Annotated in this window: 11 protein-coding genes and 1 riboswitch; of the genes, 9 read left to right on the top strand and 2 right to left on the bottom strand. The window is 40.6% G+C overall.

The features are described from left to right. Positions 1-478 precede the first annotated feature (478 nt). Positions 479-2,617, top strand: coding sequence for a S8 family peptidase (locus J9317_RS18430; RefSeq protein WP_211561339.1), 2,139 nt, complete (start codon positions 479-481; stop codon positions 2,615-2,617). A gap of 200 nt (positions 2,618-2,817) precedes the next feature. Here J9317_RS18430 and J9317_RS18425 read toward each other — a convergent pair whose 3' ends face one another. Further along, positions 2,818-3,798: a D-glucuronyl C5-epimerase family protein gene (locus J9317_RS18425; RefSeq protein ID WP_211561337.1), complete on the bottom strand. Its 981-nt coding sequence runs from the start codon at positions 3,796-3,798 to the stop codon at positions 2,818-2,820. 283 nt (positions 3,799-4,081) lie between these two features. Here J9317_RS18425 and J9317_RS18420 point away from each other — a divergent pair, with 283 nt between their 5' ends. The 6 genes from J9317_RS18420 (at position 4,082) to J9317_RS18395 (ending at position 14,912) form a co-directional block, all read left to right on the top strand. Next, positions 4,082-6,439 carry a 5'-nucleotidase C-terminal domain-containing protein gene (locus J9317_RS18420; protein WP_211561336.1) on the top strand — a complete coding sequence of 786 codons (2,358 nt, stop codon included), beginning with the start codon at positions 4,082-4,084 and terminating at the stop codon, positions 6,437-6,439. A gap of 139 nt (positions 6,440-6,578) precedes the next feature. Continuing rightward, a riboswitch (cyclic di-GMP riboswitch) is annotated at positions 6,579-6,665 on the top strand. Between the two features lie 84 nt (positions 6,666-6,749). Beyond that, positions 6,750-7,178 (top strand): swarming motility protein SwrAA, encoded by a 429-nt coding sequence (locus tag J9317_RS18415; RefSeq protein WP_211561335.1) that lies wholly within the window; start codon positions 6,750-6,752, stop codon positions 7,176-7,178. 448 nt (positions 7,179-7,626) lie between these two features. Next, positions 7,627-10,194, top strand: a complete 2,568-nt coding sequence (locus J9317_RS18410) for a ligand-binding sensor domain-containing protein (protein WP_211561334.1) — start codon at positions 7,627-7,629, stop codon at positions 10,192-10,194. A 139-nt stretch (positions 10,195-10,333) separates the two neighbouring features. Next, positions 10,334-12,058 (top strand): M14 family zinc carboxypeptidase, encoded by a 1,725-nt coding sequence (locus tag J9317_RS18405; RefSeq protein WP_211561332.1) that lies wholly within the window; start codon positions 10,334-10,336, stop codon positions 12,056-12,058. 240 nt (positions 12,059-12,298) lie between these two features. Then, positions 12,299-13,417, top strand: coding sequence for an NlpC/P60 family protein (locus J9317_RS18400; RefSeq protein ID WP_211561329.1), 1,119 nt, complete (start codon positions 12,299-12,301; stop codon positions 13,415-13,417). A 106-nt stretch (positions 13,418-13,523) separates the two neighbouring features. Further along, the gene (locus tag J9317_RS18395; protein ID WP_211561327.1) at positions 13,524-14,912 is read left to right on the top strand and encodes a transglycosylase SLT domain-containing protein; all 1,389 of its coding nucleotides are present in this window, start codon (positions 13,524-13,526) and stop codon (positions 14,910-14,912) included. Positions 14,913-14,953: 41 nt separating this feature from the next. Here the strand turns inward: J9317_RS18395 and J9317_RS18390 are convergent, their stop codons facing one another. Further along, positions 14,954-15,997: an acyltransferase gene (locus tag J9317_RS18390; protein WP_211561326.1), complete on the bottom strand. Its 1,044-nt coding sequence runs from the start codon at positions 15,995-15,997 to the stop codon at positions 14,954-14,956. 149 nt (positions 15,998-16,146) lie between these two features. Between J9317_RS18390 and J9317_RS18385 the strand changes: the two genes are divergently transcribed. Together J9317_RS18385 and J9317_RS18380 are read left to right on the top strand one after the other, a co-directional pair. Continuing rightward, positions 16,147-17,058, top strand: a complete 912-nt coding sequence (locus tag J9317_RS18385) for a CAP domain-containing protein (protein WP_249292234.1) — start codon at positions 16,147-16,149, stop codon at positions 17,056-17,058. A gap of 275 nt (positions 17,059-17,333) precedes the next feature. Beyond that, a complete protein-coding gene (locus J9317_RS18380) occupies positions 17,334-19,103 on the top strand; it encodes a stalk domain-containing protein (protein WP_211561325.1) in 1,770 nt (589 codons plus the stop codon). The last annotated feature ends 3 nt before the right edge of the window (positions 19,104-19,106 follow it).

Below are 19,106 nucleotides of genomic sequence, written 5' to 3'. Positions count from 1 at the left end.
GACTTATCCATTTTTTAATATAAATAATGCCACAAAATCTATTCAGTGTTTGTAGTATTGCAATCTATCAAAATATTCCATATAATAAAAAAGACCTGAATCTATTTACCTAAGTGAGAAACGATATTATTAATATACCGCGAAGTAGTTTTCATTTCATTACTTATAATCACTCCCTGTCCTTAAACCCTTTAGCAGAAGCAAATTCTGCTTCAAAAAAGAGAATAAGATGCAGTGGGTATAGCCTTTATGGTTTGTGTTCATAAAACAATAAAGCTCAGTTATAAAGACGGTTAAAGGAGTAATTAAAAGGGGAATTTTAGGGCAAATGCAGAAGAGTAAGAGAAGGGAAAGCATGCAGGCAAACAGTCATAAGCTTATCAAGCTTGATGATCCTCAGTAATCCACCATAACATGTGGTGGATTGTATTCTGGTAAACTGTCTATTTAAATAAAAAAGTTTCAGAAAAGGTGAACAATGAAATTCATAAAACTGTTTATAGCTGGAGCAGCTTTAATCCTGGCCATTGCATTTTGTCCAGCCAAAGAAACCTTTGCTGCTGAAAATAAGACCGATAGAGTCATAGTTAAGTTTAAGAATGCAGAGGCAAAAGTGAACTTTAAGGATTATCCAGTAGAGGACAGCTATCTTGGTACAAGTCTGATCATAACTGTAAAGGTACCAGAAGGTTTAACTGCAAGAGATGTCATTGCCAGTCTGCAAGCAAGGCCGGATGTAGAGTTTGCTGAAGCAGACCATCAGCTAGAAGCCGAAAAAAACCCCTCGGATCCGTTCTATTATACACAATGGCACCATTATGCCATCCATGCACCAAAAGCATGGGATCGCTCTCTCGGGAATGGTGTATTAGTAGCTGTAATTGATGGGGGTATGGATGTATATCACAAAGATTTAAGAGGGAACTTAGCTGGTACCTATAATGCTGTCACGAATAATTCTCATATTTCCGCCGATGATCACGGGACCCATGTAGCTGGAATTATTGCTGCGTCAATGGATAATGATGTTGGCGGAACAGGAATAGCGCCTAACGCGTCCATTCTTGCTATTGACTGCTTCAGCGGAGATGGAGCGTATTCTTCTGACGCTGTTGAAGCGATTTATTATGCAGTATCCCATGGTGCAAAAATCATTAACATGAGTTTGGGCGGAAGCAATTACTCTCTTTCTTATAATGAGGCCATTCAATATGCCTATCGAAACGGAGTTCTGGTTGTGGCAGCTGCAGGAAATGAGAGTACATCTGCTCCAACCTATCCCGCTTCCTATCCAAACGTTATATCTGTAAGTTCTACTACTTCATATAACACGCTTTCAAGCTTTTCGAATTATGGAACGACGATTGATATTGCGGCACCTGGGAGCCTTATTTATTCAACTTTGCCTGGTAATGATTTTGGTAAAATGAGCGGTACATCCATGGCAGCACCGGTCGTTTCGGGAGCAGCGGCGCTTATATGGTCAGCGGATCCGTCTTTAACAAATGAACAGGTAGCTCGAAGATTGTATGAAACAGCAGACGACTTAGGCTCTTCCGGTAAAGATCTTTATTTCGGTTATGGACTTGTGAATGTGGAAGAAGCACTAAATGCAATGAAAATTGAACTTCCGGTTCCCTTTGTAAATGAAGTAAACGACCATAATTTTGAGGTGTCTGGTTCAGTAGCAAAAGCATGTGATGACTGCAAAGCGGTTGTTCTGAAAAATGGGCAGGTCCTGGCCTCCGGCTATTTGAACAGTCAAGGTCAATTTAAGATTCCAATTGCCAGCCAGCAGGCAAATACCGTACTTGAAGTGAAAATTACGGATTCCAGAGGTAATGAGAGCAAGGCCGTCTCCATAACAGTTGTGGACAGGACGCCTCCTGATAAACCTGTGGTGTTTGAAGTAAATGATCAGCAGCTTCAAGTTGCCGGGACGGCAGAGCCCAATGCGGCAATTGAAGTGAAGATTGATGGAGACATTTTATATAATGGGAAAGTAAAGGCAAATGGATATTTCACTGCAAGTCTCCCTAAATATAGCGCAGGTACAACAGTCCAAGTGACAGTCATTGATGAGGCAGGAAACCGAAGTGAAACGGTAAACTCAGCAATTATGGATAGAACCCCTCCAGCTAAACCGTCCGTATCCCCGATTTCTGATACAAGCAAAACGATTAGCGGGAAAGGTGAGCCCGGTGTTTATGTAGGGATTCTTTCGAATAACAAGTTTGTATTCGGAACGTATATTCCCCGGTCAGGATCCTTTTCTTTTGCAATCAATCCCTATAAAGCGGGTACAGCTTTAACTATTGTTTCGATGGATGAATCTTATAACCTGAGTGGAGCGGTAAAACTAACAGTCCAAGATAAAACGCCGCCGCGGCTAACTGTTAATCAAGCAACCTATAAAGCTAAGGCTATTACTGGAAAAACGGAACCTGGAGCGATCATCCAGCTTAAAACAAGAAACCGTATAATCGGGAAAGGCAAAGTAGACAGCAAAGGGAATTACATCATCCCAATTAAACCTCAGAAAAAAGGAACTTCATTTACGATAAAAGCAGCGGATTCTGCTGGGAATTACCGTACAGCTGAAATAAAAATCAAGTAAACAGAAAAAGGCAAACCTATCGAAGGTGAGTCTAAAGGGAAAGATACTGAGGCAGTCTGACTGTCATAAGTTAGTGAATTTGCTAAACGGGCTGCTTATGGACTCCTTAAAAGGGTCTATTGTAAATGAATTAATTTCCAGAAATAATTTCCAAAAAAGAAAGGAACGGTAAATTTAACCGTTCCTTTCTTTGTGTTTTTTTAAACCGGATCAACATACGATTTCCATCGATTATAATATTCAAGGAAATACTTGCTTCCTGTGAGGCGGTACATGACATACATCTGAGAGATATGAACCCTATGATATTCGATTACGACATGCGGTTCCTGTTTCAGCGTCAGATGGCTGAGATCATAAGCTGTATATCCCCCTACATCATATTTTAGGAGGATTTTTTTTACAGAATCTTGGCCTCGCTGGAAAAGAATTTTCGCCTTTTCGCCCCCATAGGAAGCCATCTCAGGATTATAGCCCCAATCATAAAGGCCAAGCAATGTGTAAATATAGCCGTTAAGCGTGTAATTATTTTTAGGGCTTGTAACATATTCCTCAAACCAAATTTGGTCTTTCCATTTAGAGCTGATATGCGAGAGGTCTGTCATCGTTCCGCCTTTTGAAACGGGAGTCGTTAAAAAGTTAAATGAAGCATTGCCTGCTAACTTGTATTTTATATCCTTTGTTACTTCATAGGCTCTGGAAAAAACACTCAGGGCTTGTCCCTGTGCCATCCCAGAAACCCATCCTGCCGGATAGCGGGTTTTGAGGTGAGGAATTCGGTGGGAAAATGAATATCTGAAAGCCCCATCTTTTGATTGCATTTTTATTAAAGCATCAGCTAGCTTTAGAAAAGCTTCCCGATCTTCGGAGCGCTGAGAAGTGAGAAACTTCCCGTGGTAGAATAAAGCGCCTTGAGCGGTAGTAACCGGGTTATATTCGATTCTCGTTCCGTATTTAACCATCGGAATCCCGTTTTCATCCCAAGTAAACTTTTCGGGCTTGAACTCTTTTGCTGTAGAGAAGTTTAAATAATCGTTATTAATCTTATAATCTTGTATAAATGGCTGGTATTGATAATCTTTTTCTATATATTGCTGTACATAGTGGTTATTGCTTAAAGCATAGATTTTGATTGGGGCAGCAAAGCATAATAGAAGTGAAAGTATTAAAATTTTCCTCATTTGTTTTGTCGTTCTCCTTTTTTAAAACATCTATTATATGTGTGGTATTTAGTCGTAAAGACCCAAGCCTTTTTTATTATAAATACTTTATCACGGCACGTCATTAACTTTTCAATCTATTTATTTACAAAATAAATACATAATTTACATTTTCAACATAGATATGTCTTCTCCAATACGATAGACTCAATTATAAGTAAGCTTTAAGCCCCCAATTTTAATTCCCATATCAAATAGCTGCAAAAGGCTTACATAGTAGAAAACTCGAGGAGGAAACATAGACATGCCGAAAAGTAAATTTGTGAAAGCGAGTATTGCTGTATTAGCTGTTTCCACTGTCACAGCGATTAACCCAGCTCAGGCTGCATCAAGCACGAAGGCGGAGCAAGCAGTAAAAAACGCTGAGTTCTATTCTAATTCTCTATCCACTTTTTACAAGGTTGATGAATCCGGAGATTTGCTGTTATCTCCTAGTTTTCTAAAAAGCTATAATAACTCCAAAGAAGCCATTGCTGCAGCGAGAAAAGAAGTTTCAAAGCTTAGCAGTCCCCGCATCCAAAGGCTAATGAACGATCGTCTTGAGTTCTCTGAGATTCAGCGCTTGCGTGCAGCTTACATAATTGACGCCGTTAAATACGGTGAAAAATTGGACAGTGCAAGATACAAGGTGAAAGCTGATTTCCTAGTAATGTCTCCATCCGAGCTAAGAAAAGCCTATGATGATTTAAGGAAGCAAACGATGCAGCTTGAAAAAATTGTTTCCAAGGTTTATGGAAGCACATCCAGAAATGTTGTAAACACACGTTTCGTCTTGCCTGCTAAACTGACGACTGAATCCTTCTCTTTTGAAATGACCCGCTATGATTATCATCAAAAAGCTAAAGCAGCTCTTTCTGCTAAGGATCAGGCAGCAGCTGATAAGATGTTTGCTATTATCAACGTGCTTGAAACTAAAGGTGCTGATTTAAGAGCAGAGCTTACGAAACTATATCCTGACAATAGATTACTAAAAGAATTCTACTCTTTAATTGATGCTTCCCTTGAACCTGCTCTAATGAAGGAAAAAATGGACTTGAGAACCCAATATAAAGTTCTATTCCCAACAAACTTTGAGCTTTCAGTTCTGCATACAAATGACACGCATGCAAACCTGGACCGTGCTCCAAGACTTGCCACATCCATTAAAGAAACGAGAGCGATAAAGAAAAATTCACTGCTTCTAAACGCAGGAGACGTATTTTCCGGAACGCTTTACTTTAATGAATTTAAAGGCCAGGCTGACCTTGAGCTAATGAATCTTCTTGATTATGATGCGATGACATTTGGTAATCACGAATTTGATCTTGGAACAGCTGTGCTTTCCGATTTTGTTAAAAAAGCAAAGTTTCCATTCGTTAGCGCAAATGTTGATTTCTCTAAAGATGCCAATATGAAAGCTTATGCCGGATCTGACGTTTCAGCTGAACCGAAGGATGGCCAATCCTACAGTGCCATTGTGAAAAATATTGATGGAGAAAGAGTGGGGATTTTCGGGCTGACAACAGCTGAGACATCCACCATTTCAAGCCCTGGTAAAGACGTTGTATTTGAAGATTACATTGCTGAAGCAAAAGAAGCGGTTAAGCAGCTTGAAGCACAAGGCATCAACAAAATTGTTGCGTTAACACATATCGGCTACCAGGATGGCGGCGGAGATAACGATGTAACTCTCGCAAAAGAAGTAGAAGGAATTGACGTAATCGTAGGAGGTCATTCTCATACCATGCTGAGTGCACCGGTTATGGACAACACAGGTGCTGAGCCAACGGTTATTGTTCAGACTGGTGAGTTAAGCAAAAACCTTGGTGTTCTTGATGTGGAATTTGACACGAAGGGAAAAGTAATTAAGCAAGCTGGCAAACTGATTGATATCGATCAAAAGTCAGGAGATCAATACGTGATTAAAGAAGATCAGGAAGCGGCTTCCATCCTTAACACGAAGTACAGACCGGCTATTGATAAGGTTAAAAACGAAGTGGTTGGAAAATCAGAAGTGGCTCTTAATGGAGTTCGTGCAGATGTCCGCACGAAGGAAACAAACCTTGGAAATCTGATTGCAGATGGGATGCTTGCAAGAGCCAAAACAATCAACCCTAAAACCGTAATTGCTGTTCAAAACGGCGGTGGAATTCGCGAGTCCATTGACGTTGGAGACGTAACAATGGGTGAAATCCTAACGGTTATGCCATTCGGAAACTCCCTTGCGATTATGAACCTTAAAGGGGACGAAATTAAGGCAGCTCTTGAACATAGTGTTGAACTGGCTCCAAAAGAGGCGGGAGCATTTCTTCACGTAGCAGGAATGAAGTTCACTTATGACAGCTCGAAACCTGCTGGACAGCGGGTCGTAAATATAGAAGTGAAAGAAGATGGCACCAATTATACAGATTTAGATCCCGCAAAAATGTACTCAGTGGCTACCAACGCATTTACTGCTGCTGGTGGAGATAATTACTCTATGTTCAAAAAGGCTTACGATGAAGGCCGGGTCAGCGAACCGGGTTATACAGACTGGGAGACGTTTAGTCAGTATTTAAAGGCTAATCCTGGTATTAAGCCTGCTGTTGAAGGACGTATAATCGATCAAAATGCAGGAAAATAATTAAGGCTAGCTTCAAAAACCTCTGCGAAAACATTTCAGCAGGGGTTTTTCTCTGTTATGAAGGATAATTAAAGAAGATTATAGATAATCTTCCATAATAATAGTATAATAGTCACTATTGATTTAAAATCAAAATATACCAGTATAAAGGCAAACTTGCTGAAAAGCAGGGACGCAAAGCCATGAGTCTAAGGCATGATGATGCTAAGATTGTCAGGCCGCCGTTGGGGATAGTGCTTACGCTAAAGTTATATAACTTAGATAGTTTAAGCTTATGCGGCTCAGGTTTAATAATGGAGGATACATAGCAATGAGTAATGAGGTAAGCCCGTTTGATCAGCGTATGAATAGTAAGCAGCTGAGGAGCTATTCAATTCGGAGGGAACTTGATTCGCTTATGACAAAGAATCAAATATTCAAGAGCAGAAAAGCAGAGAATGCAGTCACTTTGTTTATACAATTCTGTGTAAATTACACGAATTTTGCAAGTTTTTCAGAAATCACCAGTAACACGCTTGAAGACTATATCCAGCATCATATCGGCAGGTCGAATAAGTCGAGAGAATATGATTCATTTAAACGGCTTAAAAATGATGTAATGCTCCTTGAGCAGTTAATTTTAAATGAAAAAGACCAATACCAAAAGGTGGATTTCTCCCTAATGAATACGAATCTGTGGTCTTTTGAAACGACCATGGAGTATTACATACCCAGAAAAAGTAATTTTTTCCTTCAATAATTAAAAACATAAAAATTATTAACAATTGAGGAAAAAATTATGATACAATTAGGACGAAAGTATCGAATGATATTTTGTATGCCACATACATAGACGCAGAATAAACAGAGATTCAACACAACATACGTCTTCGCATTTAGATTCTTTCAATTAAACTTGTTTCCCCTTTCAAATTTCCATAAAGCGGGAGCCCCTCATGCTGTTCTTGACATCAGTGTGAGGGGTTTTTTTATGCTGCATCTTTACAAAACTTTAAAGTCTCAGAAGTGAAAAATTTACCTGAATTTGATAATTTTAAAAGTATACATTTTCTCCCGATGTTTTTAATACGTTTTTCCAAATTCCTAAGACATAAATCCTAACGTTTGGTAGAATATACATATTAGAGAAATAATCGGATTTTCTGGGAGGGAAATTGGATTAAAGAAAGGTTTTGGAGGATATTATTGTGAAGTTACTTCGTATGTCATTATCTGCCTTGCTCCTCATTTCAGTGCTCGCATTCCCCGCATCTGCCACGGAAGGACCGTATGAGAATATTGGTCCGCAAGTTCAATATGTAAATGTAATTAGAGGTGAAGCCGGACAGGATCAGTATGGACGTCCGCTTTATTACGCACTGCTGCAGGGTGAGCCTGCTAAGCTTGTGGTTATGGATTTGCAGACGAAGCAAGTTGTTGATATGGAGACCCTGACAGAGGCTACTGCGGCCTGGTCAATTGAGGTGGGTCCGGATCGTCAGGTCTGGCTGGGATCTACTCCGAACAAAAATCTTTACCGTTATAATCCTGATACAAAAGAGCTATCAGATTTAGGTAAGGAACCTTCAGCATCCAATACAACCATTTGGGACTTAACGTATGATTCAAAGCAAAATCGTGTGCTTGGTGTAACATCATATGGCGGAACGGTCTTTACATACAGTGATGACAAGGGTTTTGACAGCCTCGGTGTTGTGATGAATGGACGCAAGTACGCAAGAAGTGTTGAATATGATGAAGACAATAACATATTATATGTGGGCCTCGGTTCTCCGGCAGCTCTCATTAAGTGGAACCTGAATACAAACGAAAAAACGGACATCCTGCCTGAAGAATATAAATCTGCCGCCTCTGTTTATGATTTGGACCTAGCCGGCGGAAAAGTGTATGCGAAAATGGAAAACAAAAGTACTCTTCTCGTCCTAAATCAGGAAAACGATCAGTTGGAGCATGTCCTGCCGGCAGACTCCAGAGGGGTATCAGCAAGCTGGAACGGCCAGAATGTATTTTACAGCGCTCAGGGAAAATTATTTGAGTTCAATCCAACGGACGGAAGCAGCCGTGAATTAGACTCTAATTTATCCCGTGCCGGCGCTGTATCACTGGATATCATCAACGTAAATGGACAGCCTCAGCTTGTAGGCCTGGCTGGTAACAGCGGCCGCTTTTATGAATATAATCTGTTGCAAAATCGCTTTAAATTGTCCAGCCTTAAACTCCCTGCGCAGGCTGTGGAAATATACAGCGTTGGAAATGGGCCGAATGGAAACATATACAGTTCAGGATTCATCTCCGGTAAGCTTGGAGTGTATAACCCAGAAACTGAAACCACTAAAATGTATGAGGGACTTGGACAGGTTGAGGACATGACATACATGAATAACAAGATGTTCTTTGGTGTCTATCCGGATGCACTTGTTTATGAATACGATACATCCAAGGAATGGGCCGCCGGAAGCAATCCAAGGAAGATCATGGATTTGGGATCTGACGGACAAGACCGTCCGAAGGCAATGGCAACTGATCTAGAAAAGAACAGGCTTTATACAGGAACCGTTCCGAAACGCGGTCAAAAATCGGGCATGTTCCTATCGTATGACTTAAATCAGCAGCAAGTTGTTTATCAGGAATCTCTTCCGTATGAGCAAAGTGCTTCTGCCATGGTATACAACAACCAATCTCGCACTTTGTACTTAGGAACAAGTGCTTATGACGGCAGTGGAAATCTCTCAAAAGAGACGGCTAAACTGTTTGCGATTGACACAAGCAGTTCCAATTATGCCAAAAAAGAAATCGAACTTCCCGGCGGATATGCCATTAAAATTTCTGCGCTGACGATGACATCAGACGGAAGACTGTGGGGGATCGTGGACAACAAGCTTCTCGTTTATGATCCTGTAAAGGGAATGCCGAATCTCTATCCAATCACGCCTAACCAAATACAAGGGATGTATAAAACGGAAAGCTTGATGCAGGACCCTTCCGGTGATCTGTATGGAACCTTCCAGGGAATGCTTTTTAAAGTGGATACAGACACACTGGAAATCACAAGCTACAATACAAGGGATGTTTTCGATTTAGCAAAAGATAATAAAGGAAATCTGTATTATAATCTTCGTTCGAATCTATGGAGATTAAATCCTAATGATTTAACCGAAGAACATGTTTCAAAGCCAGATGAGATTAAAATTCCGAATGTCCTAACTTCTGATTCACCATTCCCGGTTGCGCGAGTATTCTCTAAACAGCCACTGCTGCTCTACAAGAAGGAAGGAAATTCCATGATTCCGGTTAAACAGCTTCCGGGTAAAGCTTTCTACCGTGTGTATGGAACATATAAAAATTACTATCATGTCGGAAATGACCATTACTTCTACAACGAACCGCATAAAATTTCCACCTATGTGGGAAGAGTTTTCACTCTTACAGAAGCACCAATTATGAAACCGGACGGAGAATTGTTCAGGATGATTAAGCCGGGTGAGGAAATTCGGGTTTATAGCTATGACGATCAATATTATGATGTAGGAAATGGCTATAAAGTTCAGAAAACGAGTGATGTGTCCTACTATGTAGGAACTGTAGAACTTACATCCGATTCAATGATGTTTCAATATGGAGAAGCTCTTCCTGTCATGAAGCTGCAAGCAGGAGAGGAATATGAGATTCTGAATGTCGACGGAAATAAATTAGATATAGGGAATGGATTCTATCTTGAATACAATAAACAATCTATGATTTACAATAAAAACTAATGTAAGCCCGGGAGCCCTGTTCCCGGGTTCTTTTTTCTTCCGCTAAATACACGGTCGGCCCTTTGAAGTCAAGTCTGGAAATGACTCCATTTCATGGTAGATTGTTAGAGAGATAGAAAAAGCGGAAAGGAACGATAGAGTGAGAAAATTAATTTGTATGATTGCCGCCTTTGTTTTTTGCATAAGCTTCACTGGCGCGGAAGAGAAAGCTTCTGCTGCCCCGTTCTCTGTTAATGCTAATCAAGTCTACACGTATGATGTAATGAAAAAGGATTTAGAAGCGCTTGCTGCTGCATATCCTCATTTAGTGAGCTACAAATCGGTTGGGAAATCCGAATATGGACGCGAGCTTTACGCGGTCTCGATCGGTAAAGGACCTGCGCAGGTTTTTGTAAACGGTTCACACCATGCGAGAGAGTGGATGACCACAAGTCTCAATATGAAAATGATTGATCAATACGCAAAAGCCTATTACAGTAACACATCAATCAATGGCTTATCCGCAAAGTCTATTTTAGACAATACTACGATTTGGTTTATGCCCATGGTGAATCCGGACGGAGTGTCTCTGCAGCAATATGGCGTGAAGGCACTCCCCGCCTCCAGTCAGTCATCAGCGTTAAAGATGAATGGAGGAAGCTCGGATTTTAAGCATTGGAAAGCAAACGCAAAAGGGGTCGACTTGAATCGTCAATATGATGCGAAATGGTCGTCGATCTGCTGCAGTCCAGGCAAGCCGGCTTCAGAAAACTTTAAAGGCTACAGTCCGGCATCAACAGCTGAAACCAAAGTGGTCCTGGGGTTTATGAAGAACATTGACCCTGAAATGTCGCTAAGCTATCATTCAAGCGGTGAAATTCTGTTCTGGAACTTTTACCAGACCGGTGCCCGCTATACACGCGATTTGAACTATGCGAAGCAGCTTGGGAGAATGACTGGCTACCGTCTCGTTTATCCGGGACCTAACCCGTCAGGCGGGGGATTTACAGACTGGTTCCTGGAGTCTTACAAGCGCCCGGCTTTTACACTTGAAATCTCTCCGTTTGTTGGAGATACAAGTGTACCGCTGAAAAATTTCAGCAAGGTGTGGGAGGAAAACAAAGATGTAGGCCTTTATGCTGCGAAAGAAAGTTATAAGCTTTACCAGCAGCGGATCGGTTCAAAGTATGATCAGCAGGTTTCGCAGGTAAACAGCTACCTGCAGTCAAGCTTTCGTTTAAAGCCATATTACACGGCAAACATTAAGTCACAAGCCAATCTATACATATCGGCTTCTATGAAAAAACTATATGATCAGTCCGATTATGAAGTGAAGAAAGCAGAACAGATTGCCGCTGAATTGCCTGCCTATTATAAAGAAAACGCCATGAAAAATGTAAGGAATGCCAAACAGACTCGGCTTCAGGCTGCCTACTTTATTGACGCTGTAAAAGTGGGGGATCTCCTAAATAAAGAGCGTGGGGAGCTTCAGTCATTCGTCAACAATGGAACGCTTAATGATGAAACCGGAGCCGCTTATGATGAGCTTTCCAGGCAGCTTAATAAGGAAGAAGCATCCATTGGAAAAGTATATGGCAGCAGCGTAAGAAGCTTATTTGGACAAAAATATCTCGTTCCTGCAAAAATCGCGAAGGAAACGGTAATCTATGAAATATCGCGCTACCGTCTACTCGCAGAAATTAAAGAATTAAAAGCAAACGGAACCAATCCGGACATTTTAAATGAGAAGTTTAATCTCTATGACCGATTGACAGAAAGATCAGCAGCTGTAAAAAAAGCGGGAAACCAATTGTATCCAGGGAAATATCCGGATTTGCCGGGATTTGAAACAACACTGAAACAAATCGAAAATGAGTTAAGATAGATCCTGCAAAGAGGAGGTCTTTTGACCTTCTCTTTTTGTATGAGGATTGTTTAGTACTAGGTTCTAAAAGCACCTAATTAACCGGGTTTTTACAAAAAATATTGCTGAAATATGGCATAATTAATCGTAATATCACTTTATTGTAATGTTATTGTAACATTACGGAATTATGTAATAGAACTGTTATACTACTTCCTTCCTCCGTCATGTATACTAATCTTGTGCCAAAGGAGGAAGAACATGAAGAAACCGATTATTGCATTTGGATTAGCAACATCTCTATTATTCAGTTCGTATCTGCCAGCCAACGAGGCAAAAGCTGCTTCTACTTCATTCGAAACTAATATTATTAATATAAGCAAACAATACATAGGAGTACCGTACAAATGGGGAGGAACCACTCCATCCGGCTTTGATTGCTCAGGGTTTGTAGGCTATGTATTCAACAAAGCAGGATTATCCGTACCTCGCACTGCTGATGGAATGTACAATTCTAGCAGTATGGAGAGGGTATCAAGTAAACAGCCTGGAGATCTCGTATTCTTCAGAACAATGAACAAGCCTTCCGTTTCCCACGTAGGAATTTATATTGGTGGCAACCAATTTATCCACGCATCCTCTTCAAAAGGTGTAACGACAAGTTCGCTTGGAGAGAGCTACTGGCGTAATGCATACGTTAGCACAAAAAGACATTCTACACTTGGAACTGTACTAGCTGCTGCAACTGAAAACTATACACAATCTGCAAAAGAACTAGCTAACAATTTTCAGTCTAAATACTCTACTGCTGATAAAATTACCGGTTTGGATTCTTCTCTAACGGGGGAATACAATAGGTTGAAGACAAAAAGCAAGGATGCAAGTTTTACAGAATACATGAATCGTTCTGCAAGAGTGATTGACGCTGTCAAAACAGGCATGGATCTTGAAAAAGAAACAAATGAACTCACGTCCAAGCTAATCAGCGGACAGCGTTTGGATGCTGAAACGAACAAGCTATACGATGAGCTTTCTTATAAAATTGGCAAAACGGAAAGTGTTATCGGAAAAATGTACGGTGCTTCTAACCGCAAAGTGTTCAATGACCGCTTTGTTACCCAAGCAAAAATTGCCCGTGAAACAACAAAATATGAGGTGTCCATGTATCGTCTCATGAATGATATTGACAGCCTTATTGCTAAGGGATCTGTAAAAACGGCGATTGAACATTTTGAAACGCTATCCAGACTGGAAACGCGTGCTTCTAAAATTAAAGCAGACGGTAACGCTCTTCATGCAGGCGGATACCACAGTCTTTCTAAAATTAATGCCGGTTTAAAAGAGCGGAAAATGGCGATTAAAGCAAAATTAAACCTATAATTCTCCTAAAAAGCAGATGCTGTGATGAGCATCTGCTTTTATTTTTTTATACTATTGGTAATTATTACATGATAGAATGATAGGAGAAACTTTAGGGGGTAAAGTAGTGAAAAAATTAGCAGGGGCTGTACTAGCCGCATCTTTATTATGGGCACCGGCTGGAGTGCAGGCTGAAACTGGGTCATGCAGCGAGCCTTCGGTCATTGAGATGAAAAATATGTTGGCTGAAGCAGCCCGAAAATATAATGTACCTGTTGAAATCGTTAAAGGAATTGCTTCAAAGGAAAGCGGAGGCTTGTACCAATGCAAAAACGGTGCACCGTTGGTTACACCGGATGGCGGAATCGGTATTATGCAAGTAACCCTCAGTCCCGGGGACCATCCTGAAATTGATCGTGAACGGCTGAAAACAGATGCCGCTTATAATATTGATCAAGGCGTCAGCATTTTGAAAGAGAAATATAACATTAAAACCAATCCTGTCATTGAAAATCAATCTCCAGACATTCTTGAGCATTGGTATTTTGCTGTGCGGAACTATAATGGGAATTCCGGTAAAAACGATCCGACACAACATTCAGGAACTACCTATCAGGAATTGGTTTATGGAAACATCGTTGAGTTTGGCAATACTGCAACAACTTCGTTTCCAGTGACAAACTATGATCCAAACTGGAAGCCTGGTAATGCTCCAATGCAGTGGGCATACGGATATACAGCATCTGCAGGTGACTTAAATAAGGGTGATAAGGTCATTACGAAAGAGCAGAGCAACAATTTGCGCAAGGAACCGAATACGAAGATTCCTAGAATAGCTGAGATCGGTCCGAATGCAACGGTAGAAATTTTAAGTGATGAGTTATTTGAAGACGATAACCGGAATAATTTATTTGGGTACTATTTAGTGAAAGTAAATGGGAAAACAGGCTATATGGCTTCGTCCAACCTAAAACCACTTAGAATTGAAATTGCAAACCCGCTTTCGATCAATCCGAACAGAAAAGAAGGATACGGAAGAATTAAGCTTATAAAAAATGTGAGTTCTTATAAAATTGTAAGCGGCAAAGAGCAGGCATATAAAACCTATACAAAAGGCGCTGCACTAAGGGTATACGGCACAAATAACGGGTCGTACAACGTAGGCGGCGGTGTGTATGTGAAACACGATCCTGCGGCGACAAAGCTCGTGATGGCAGTTGCGGTGGATAGTAAAAACAAATTTGCGGGATATGCTTCAGAAGACAGGCTGCAAACGATATTAATGGAAATCGGTGCTTTAAAAAACAAGCAGGATGGCTACAAGCTTTTCCTGGGCTATGTAGAAAGTGCAAAGCCTTTTACCATGTACCGCTCAAATGGCACGGCGTTAAAAACGCTTGACAAGAATACCGGCTACAGGGTACATGAAATTAAAAGCGACCGCTATGATATTGGCGGCGGGTATTATGTGAAAAAAACCGGAACTTCCTATTCGCCTGTATTTGGGGGCAATTAATGAATAAGGGTAACCTCCATTTTGAGGTTACCCTTATTGCATTAGCTTGGAACAATACTTCTTAAAACCGGCACACGCTGCAGAATCCTTGTAATCACAAAACTAATCGAGATTGCCAGAAAGGCCATAAGCGGAATCCCGTACAGAGGGTTAAATGTAAAGGCGCTTAACCCCAGGAATTTCTCCAAAAGCAGGAATACAAAGGGATGGATCAAGTAAATCCCCATACTGGCCTTATTGATGGGGCTGAGCCACTTGTAAGAGTCACTGGATGGGTTTGTCTTCTCCTGCAGATCTTTGAAAAACATAAAGAAGGCACCAGACATAAAAATGGTTGATATATTAAGGTAGTGATAGAAAAAACCGTCAAATGTTCCATTATTCTCTTTTGTTAAGTACCTAGTGACAAAAAGGGTAGTGCACACACCGGCAATTCCAATCACGTAATAGATGTTCTTAGCTGCGTTGCTAAAGCTGTAATGGTAAAAATAGTAGCCTAATACGAAGTAACCTATGTATCCGCTTGCAGGGAAGGCTTCAAAGCCCATTTTCACCTCAAAGAATTTGCTGATCAAACTGAAACCGGCTGTACAAACAAACCAAAGGACAAGAAAAAATTCGATATTTCTCCTTGAAGCGTTTGAAATATACACCCTCAATATTGGCGTAATCAGGTATAAACCGATAATCACATATAAAAACCACAGATGATAATAAACCGTATCGGACAGAATCGCTTTTACGGCAGCAACTGGGGTTCTTTCAATGTCTCCTGTTTTCATTTGAATGAGCAAATAAAAAACAGTCCAAGCGGCAAAAGGAATTAATACTTTAGAAGCCCGTTTCCTGAAAAAAAGGTCCGCCGGTTCTTTCTTAGCCGGATTAAGCATGAGTGCTCCGCTCATCATGAAGAAGATCGGTACACACCAGCGGGTAACGGAATCATATATATGTCCGGTCCACCATTCATAATCAGGGATTTTATCATATTCATAAAGCAAGGGAGCTGCTGCATGTAGAACAACGACGCTTATTGTTGCCAGGACACGCAGCCAATCAAAATACAGAATTCTTTTTTTTGTCATATCATCACCTGCTCGTTGTTATTTTGCCAAAAAGATCTTGTATTATTCTAAAGGCAATCAAGCATTTTTTACAATGTAAAAAAATGCAAACGACCGGCAATTTCTTGAGATGGTATAATGAATAGGCTGATAGAATTGGAGGGAAAGGCTTGAAACATACAAAAACGATCTTATTTATTTTTTTTACAGCTGTCCTTTTATCCATGCCTCAAATTGGACTGGCTGCTGACTCCCTATCTTCTGCAAAGCAGGAAGGTGAAAGGCTAAAGGTGGAAACAGCTTATTTTCAAGAAATCATTAAAAGCGGCGATCTTTATTTAATGAATGATGCTTATGATAGCTATACAGCTCAGATAGCCGGAGCCGAGAAGGCGATTGGCAAAGTGTCAGGCCAAAGGACAAGAGAAAATTTGCTGAAGCAATACATAAGGCCGGCAAAAATTGCAAAGGAACGCGTAATTTATGAGGTTTCCGAATACCGGCTTATTTATCAAATCGGTCTCAATTTGACCAGGGGAGCAAGCGGAAGTACAGATATTGCAAAGCTATCAAGGCTTTTAAATCGGGCAGCTGCCATTAAAGCGGCTGGAAAATACGAAGCGATTCCTGCTATAGCTGGAAACTATCTCCGTGCAGCAGAATCAAGCCTGAAGAAAAAAACTTTCGTAAGGTATGATGCGAAAAGCAGAGGAATTGGTCAGCTTGAATATGAAGTTTTTTTGCTTACCAATTTTGAACGTGTGAAAAATAATCTTTCCTTTTATACTCTGAATATGAAGCTGTCAGGTGTGGCCAGGAAAAAATCCGAAGATATGTATAGTAAAAATTATTTTAACCATAACTCCCCGACATATGGATCTCCATTCGATATGATGCAGAGGTTTGGAGTCAACTATGGATATGCGGGTGAAAACATTGCCAAAGGGTACACAGGAGCCCACGACGTGGTGAAAGGCTGGATGAATAGTCCAGGGCACCGCGCGAATATCCTAAAAAAAGAATTTGCACAGATTGGGACCGGGTACAAAGAAAAATATTGGACCCAAATGTTCATCGATTAAAAGAAACACCGCCGAAAAAGGCGGTGTTTTTTATGTAGGTAAATAGTCACGGTGAGATAAAGTGTGAATTGTTACAAATTTGACAACAATTCGTCAATTTTTTACGTCAAATTCACCACAAATTTACAATCTTAAAAATAGAATTAAACTTCCTTAACAAAACGGGAATATAATTACTCTTGTTATGTAGTAGTTGGTAAAAAATGAGGAGGTGACCAAGTATTAGGAGGAACCTTATTCAGTCAAAAGTAACAAGAAAATTGGAGGTAAAATGGATGAGACGCGAATTGACTAGCCTAGTGATTGCTTCTGCCGTTCTTGCAGGCAGTGCATTTTCCCCTGTGGCAATAAATGAAGCTAAGGCAGCAAGTGCAGTACAGCAAACGATGAAAGAATCTGTATATGTAAACGGCAAGCAAAAAGTGGTTCATGCGACAGTCGTAGGCAAAACAAAGCTTCATTCTGTAAGCGATCTAGCGAAAGCTCTATCGGCAAAAGTAATGTATGATAAGAAGTCGCAATATTATGTCGTTTCCAAAGGCAGCGGGAAAGACATGAAAACCATTAAAGTAAAATCTGGTTCCAGCCAGGCATTCGTTAATGGCAAAAAAGTTAAGCTAGAAAATCCGCCTGCGATGGCAGGAAAAACACTCTTCATGGCAGCGAAGAATTTCGTCCATGCGCTAGGCGGAGATCTATTAATAGACGCTAATCTATTAATATCCGAAAAAGGAATGTTTAAAACATCCACATTCAAGATGAATGTAGAGGGTAAGCTTCACTCAGCTAAAACTTTGCGTGTAAATGGTAAGTACCTGTACTCCGTTCAAGACATCGCAAAGGCTTACTCTGCAAAGGTTACGGTGAAGGGTACAGCTGTGACGCTTCAAAAAGGATCTCAAACTGCTACTTTTAAAATTTACCAAAATAGTATAACAGCTAATGGGGAAACTGTCAATTTATCGGCGTATCCTGTATCTGTTAAAGGCGTGATCTACGCTGATTTGATGGATATGGTTAAAGCACTTGGCGGTCAAATGGAAAAAATGGACACCGGAAGATATATGCTCTTTACTTCCAAGCTTGTATCCGGTGACTCCTACAACCCGGCGTGGGTTGGTTCCCATGTCATGGTTACAAATGAAGACGAAAATGCATCCCGCACATACCTTATGGACGTAAACACTCGCCAAGTAATGAATACAATCAACGCTACAGATGTGGTGGTTTCTCCAGACGGAATGAGTGCAATCCATTCTGACGAAACAGGTGTCATCACGCTGATTGATCTTACAACCGGCACGTCCAGATACGTTAGCTTAGACGATGATATTAAAGTAGATTTCGTTTGGGCACAAGACGGCAAAAAAGCTTACTTCATTAAAGGCGAAAAGAACGACAAAATATTTTCAGTGGATATTGCGACGGGAGCACTTAAAGAAGTCCCATCCGATTCTAAAATCTATAAAACAGATCTCAGACTTTCTGCAGATGGAACAAAGCTTTTATATGTAGTGAGTAAAGAAGCTGAGACGAAAACTACCGACACTGGCGACGGCGGAACTGATGTAACGGATATCCTTACAGAAGGAACAGAGCCGCAATTTTTCACAATCGATTTAACGGCTAAAACACCGGCAGCTACAGCGATCACTACAACAAAAGATAACAAAGTATACCCTGCGTTCCTTAAAGACGGTAGCATCGTGTACCTGAGTGCAATGCCAGACTCAGAAGATCTTCCGGTGCTGACAATGATTCGTGCTGACAACACTGTAAGCCAGCTTGTAAAAGATAAAGACATTTTATTTCTAACGGTTACACAAGAAGGAAAGCTAATGATTCTGACTTCAGAAAATAACATGTCTGTTATCTATGAAGTGAACCCTTCAGAAATGAAATTGACGAAGATTGCCTCTACTCCTTTGGAAATCACTTCTTTTGCGGTATCTAAAGATGGACAGGTTGCTGCAACAGCTCCAGGTCTTTCGGGAGAAAGACTGGTTGTCTGGAAAAACGGAAGCTTTGAAATCGTAACAAAATAATTT

The organism is Metabacillus flavus, assembly GCF_018283675.1.
Lineage (GTDB): Bacteria > Bacillota > Bacilli > Bacillales > Bacillaceae > Metabacillus_B > Metabacillus_B flavus.
This window is presented reverse-complemented; position numbering and strand designations above follow the sequence as displayed.

Coding starts and splice junctions, on each gene's coding strand:
- J9317_RS18390 (WP_211561326.1), bottom strand. CDS start 15,997: ATGACAAAAAAAAGAATTCTGTATTTTGATTGGCTGCGTGTCCTGGCA.
- J9317_RS18400 (WP_211561329.1), top strand. CDS start 12,299: ATGAAGAAACCGATTATTGCATTTGGATTAGCAACATCTCTATTATTC.
- J9317_RS18430 (WP_211561339.1), top strand. CDS start 479: ATGAAATTCATAAAACTGTTTATAGCTGGAGCAGCTTTAATCCTGGCC.
- J9317_RS18415 (WP_211561335.1), top strand. CDS start 6,750: ATGAGTAATGAGGTAAGCCCGTTTGATCAGCGTATGAATAGTAAGCAG.
- J9317_RS18425 (WP_211561337.1), bottom strand. CDS start 3,798: ATGAGGAAAATTTTAATACTTTCACTTCTATTATGCTTTGCTGCCCCA.
- J9317_RS18380 (WP_211561325.1), top strand. CDS start 17,334: ATGAGACGCGAATTGACTAGCCTAGTGATTGCTTCTGCCGTTCTTGCA.
- J9317_RS18420 (WP_211561336.1), top strand. CDS start 4,082: ATGCCGAAAAGTAAATTTGTGAAAGCGAGTATTGCTGTATTAGCTGTT.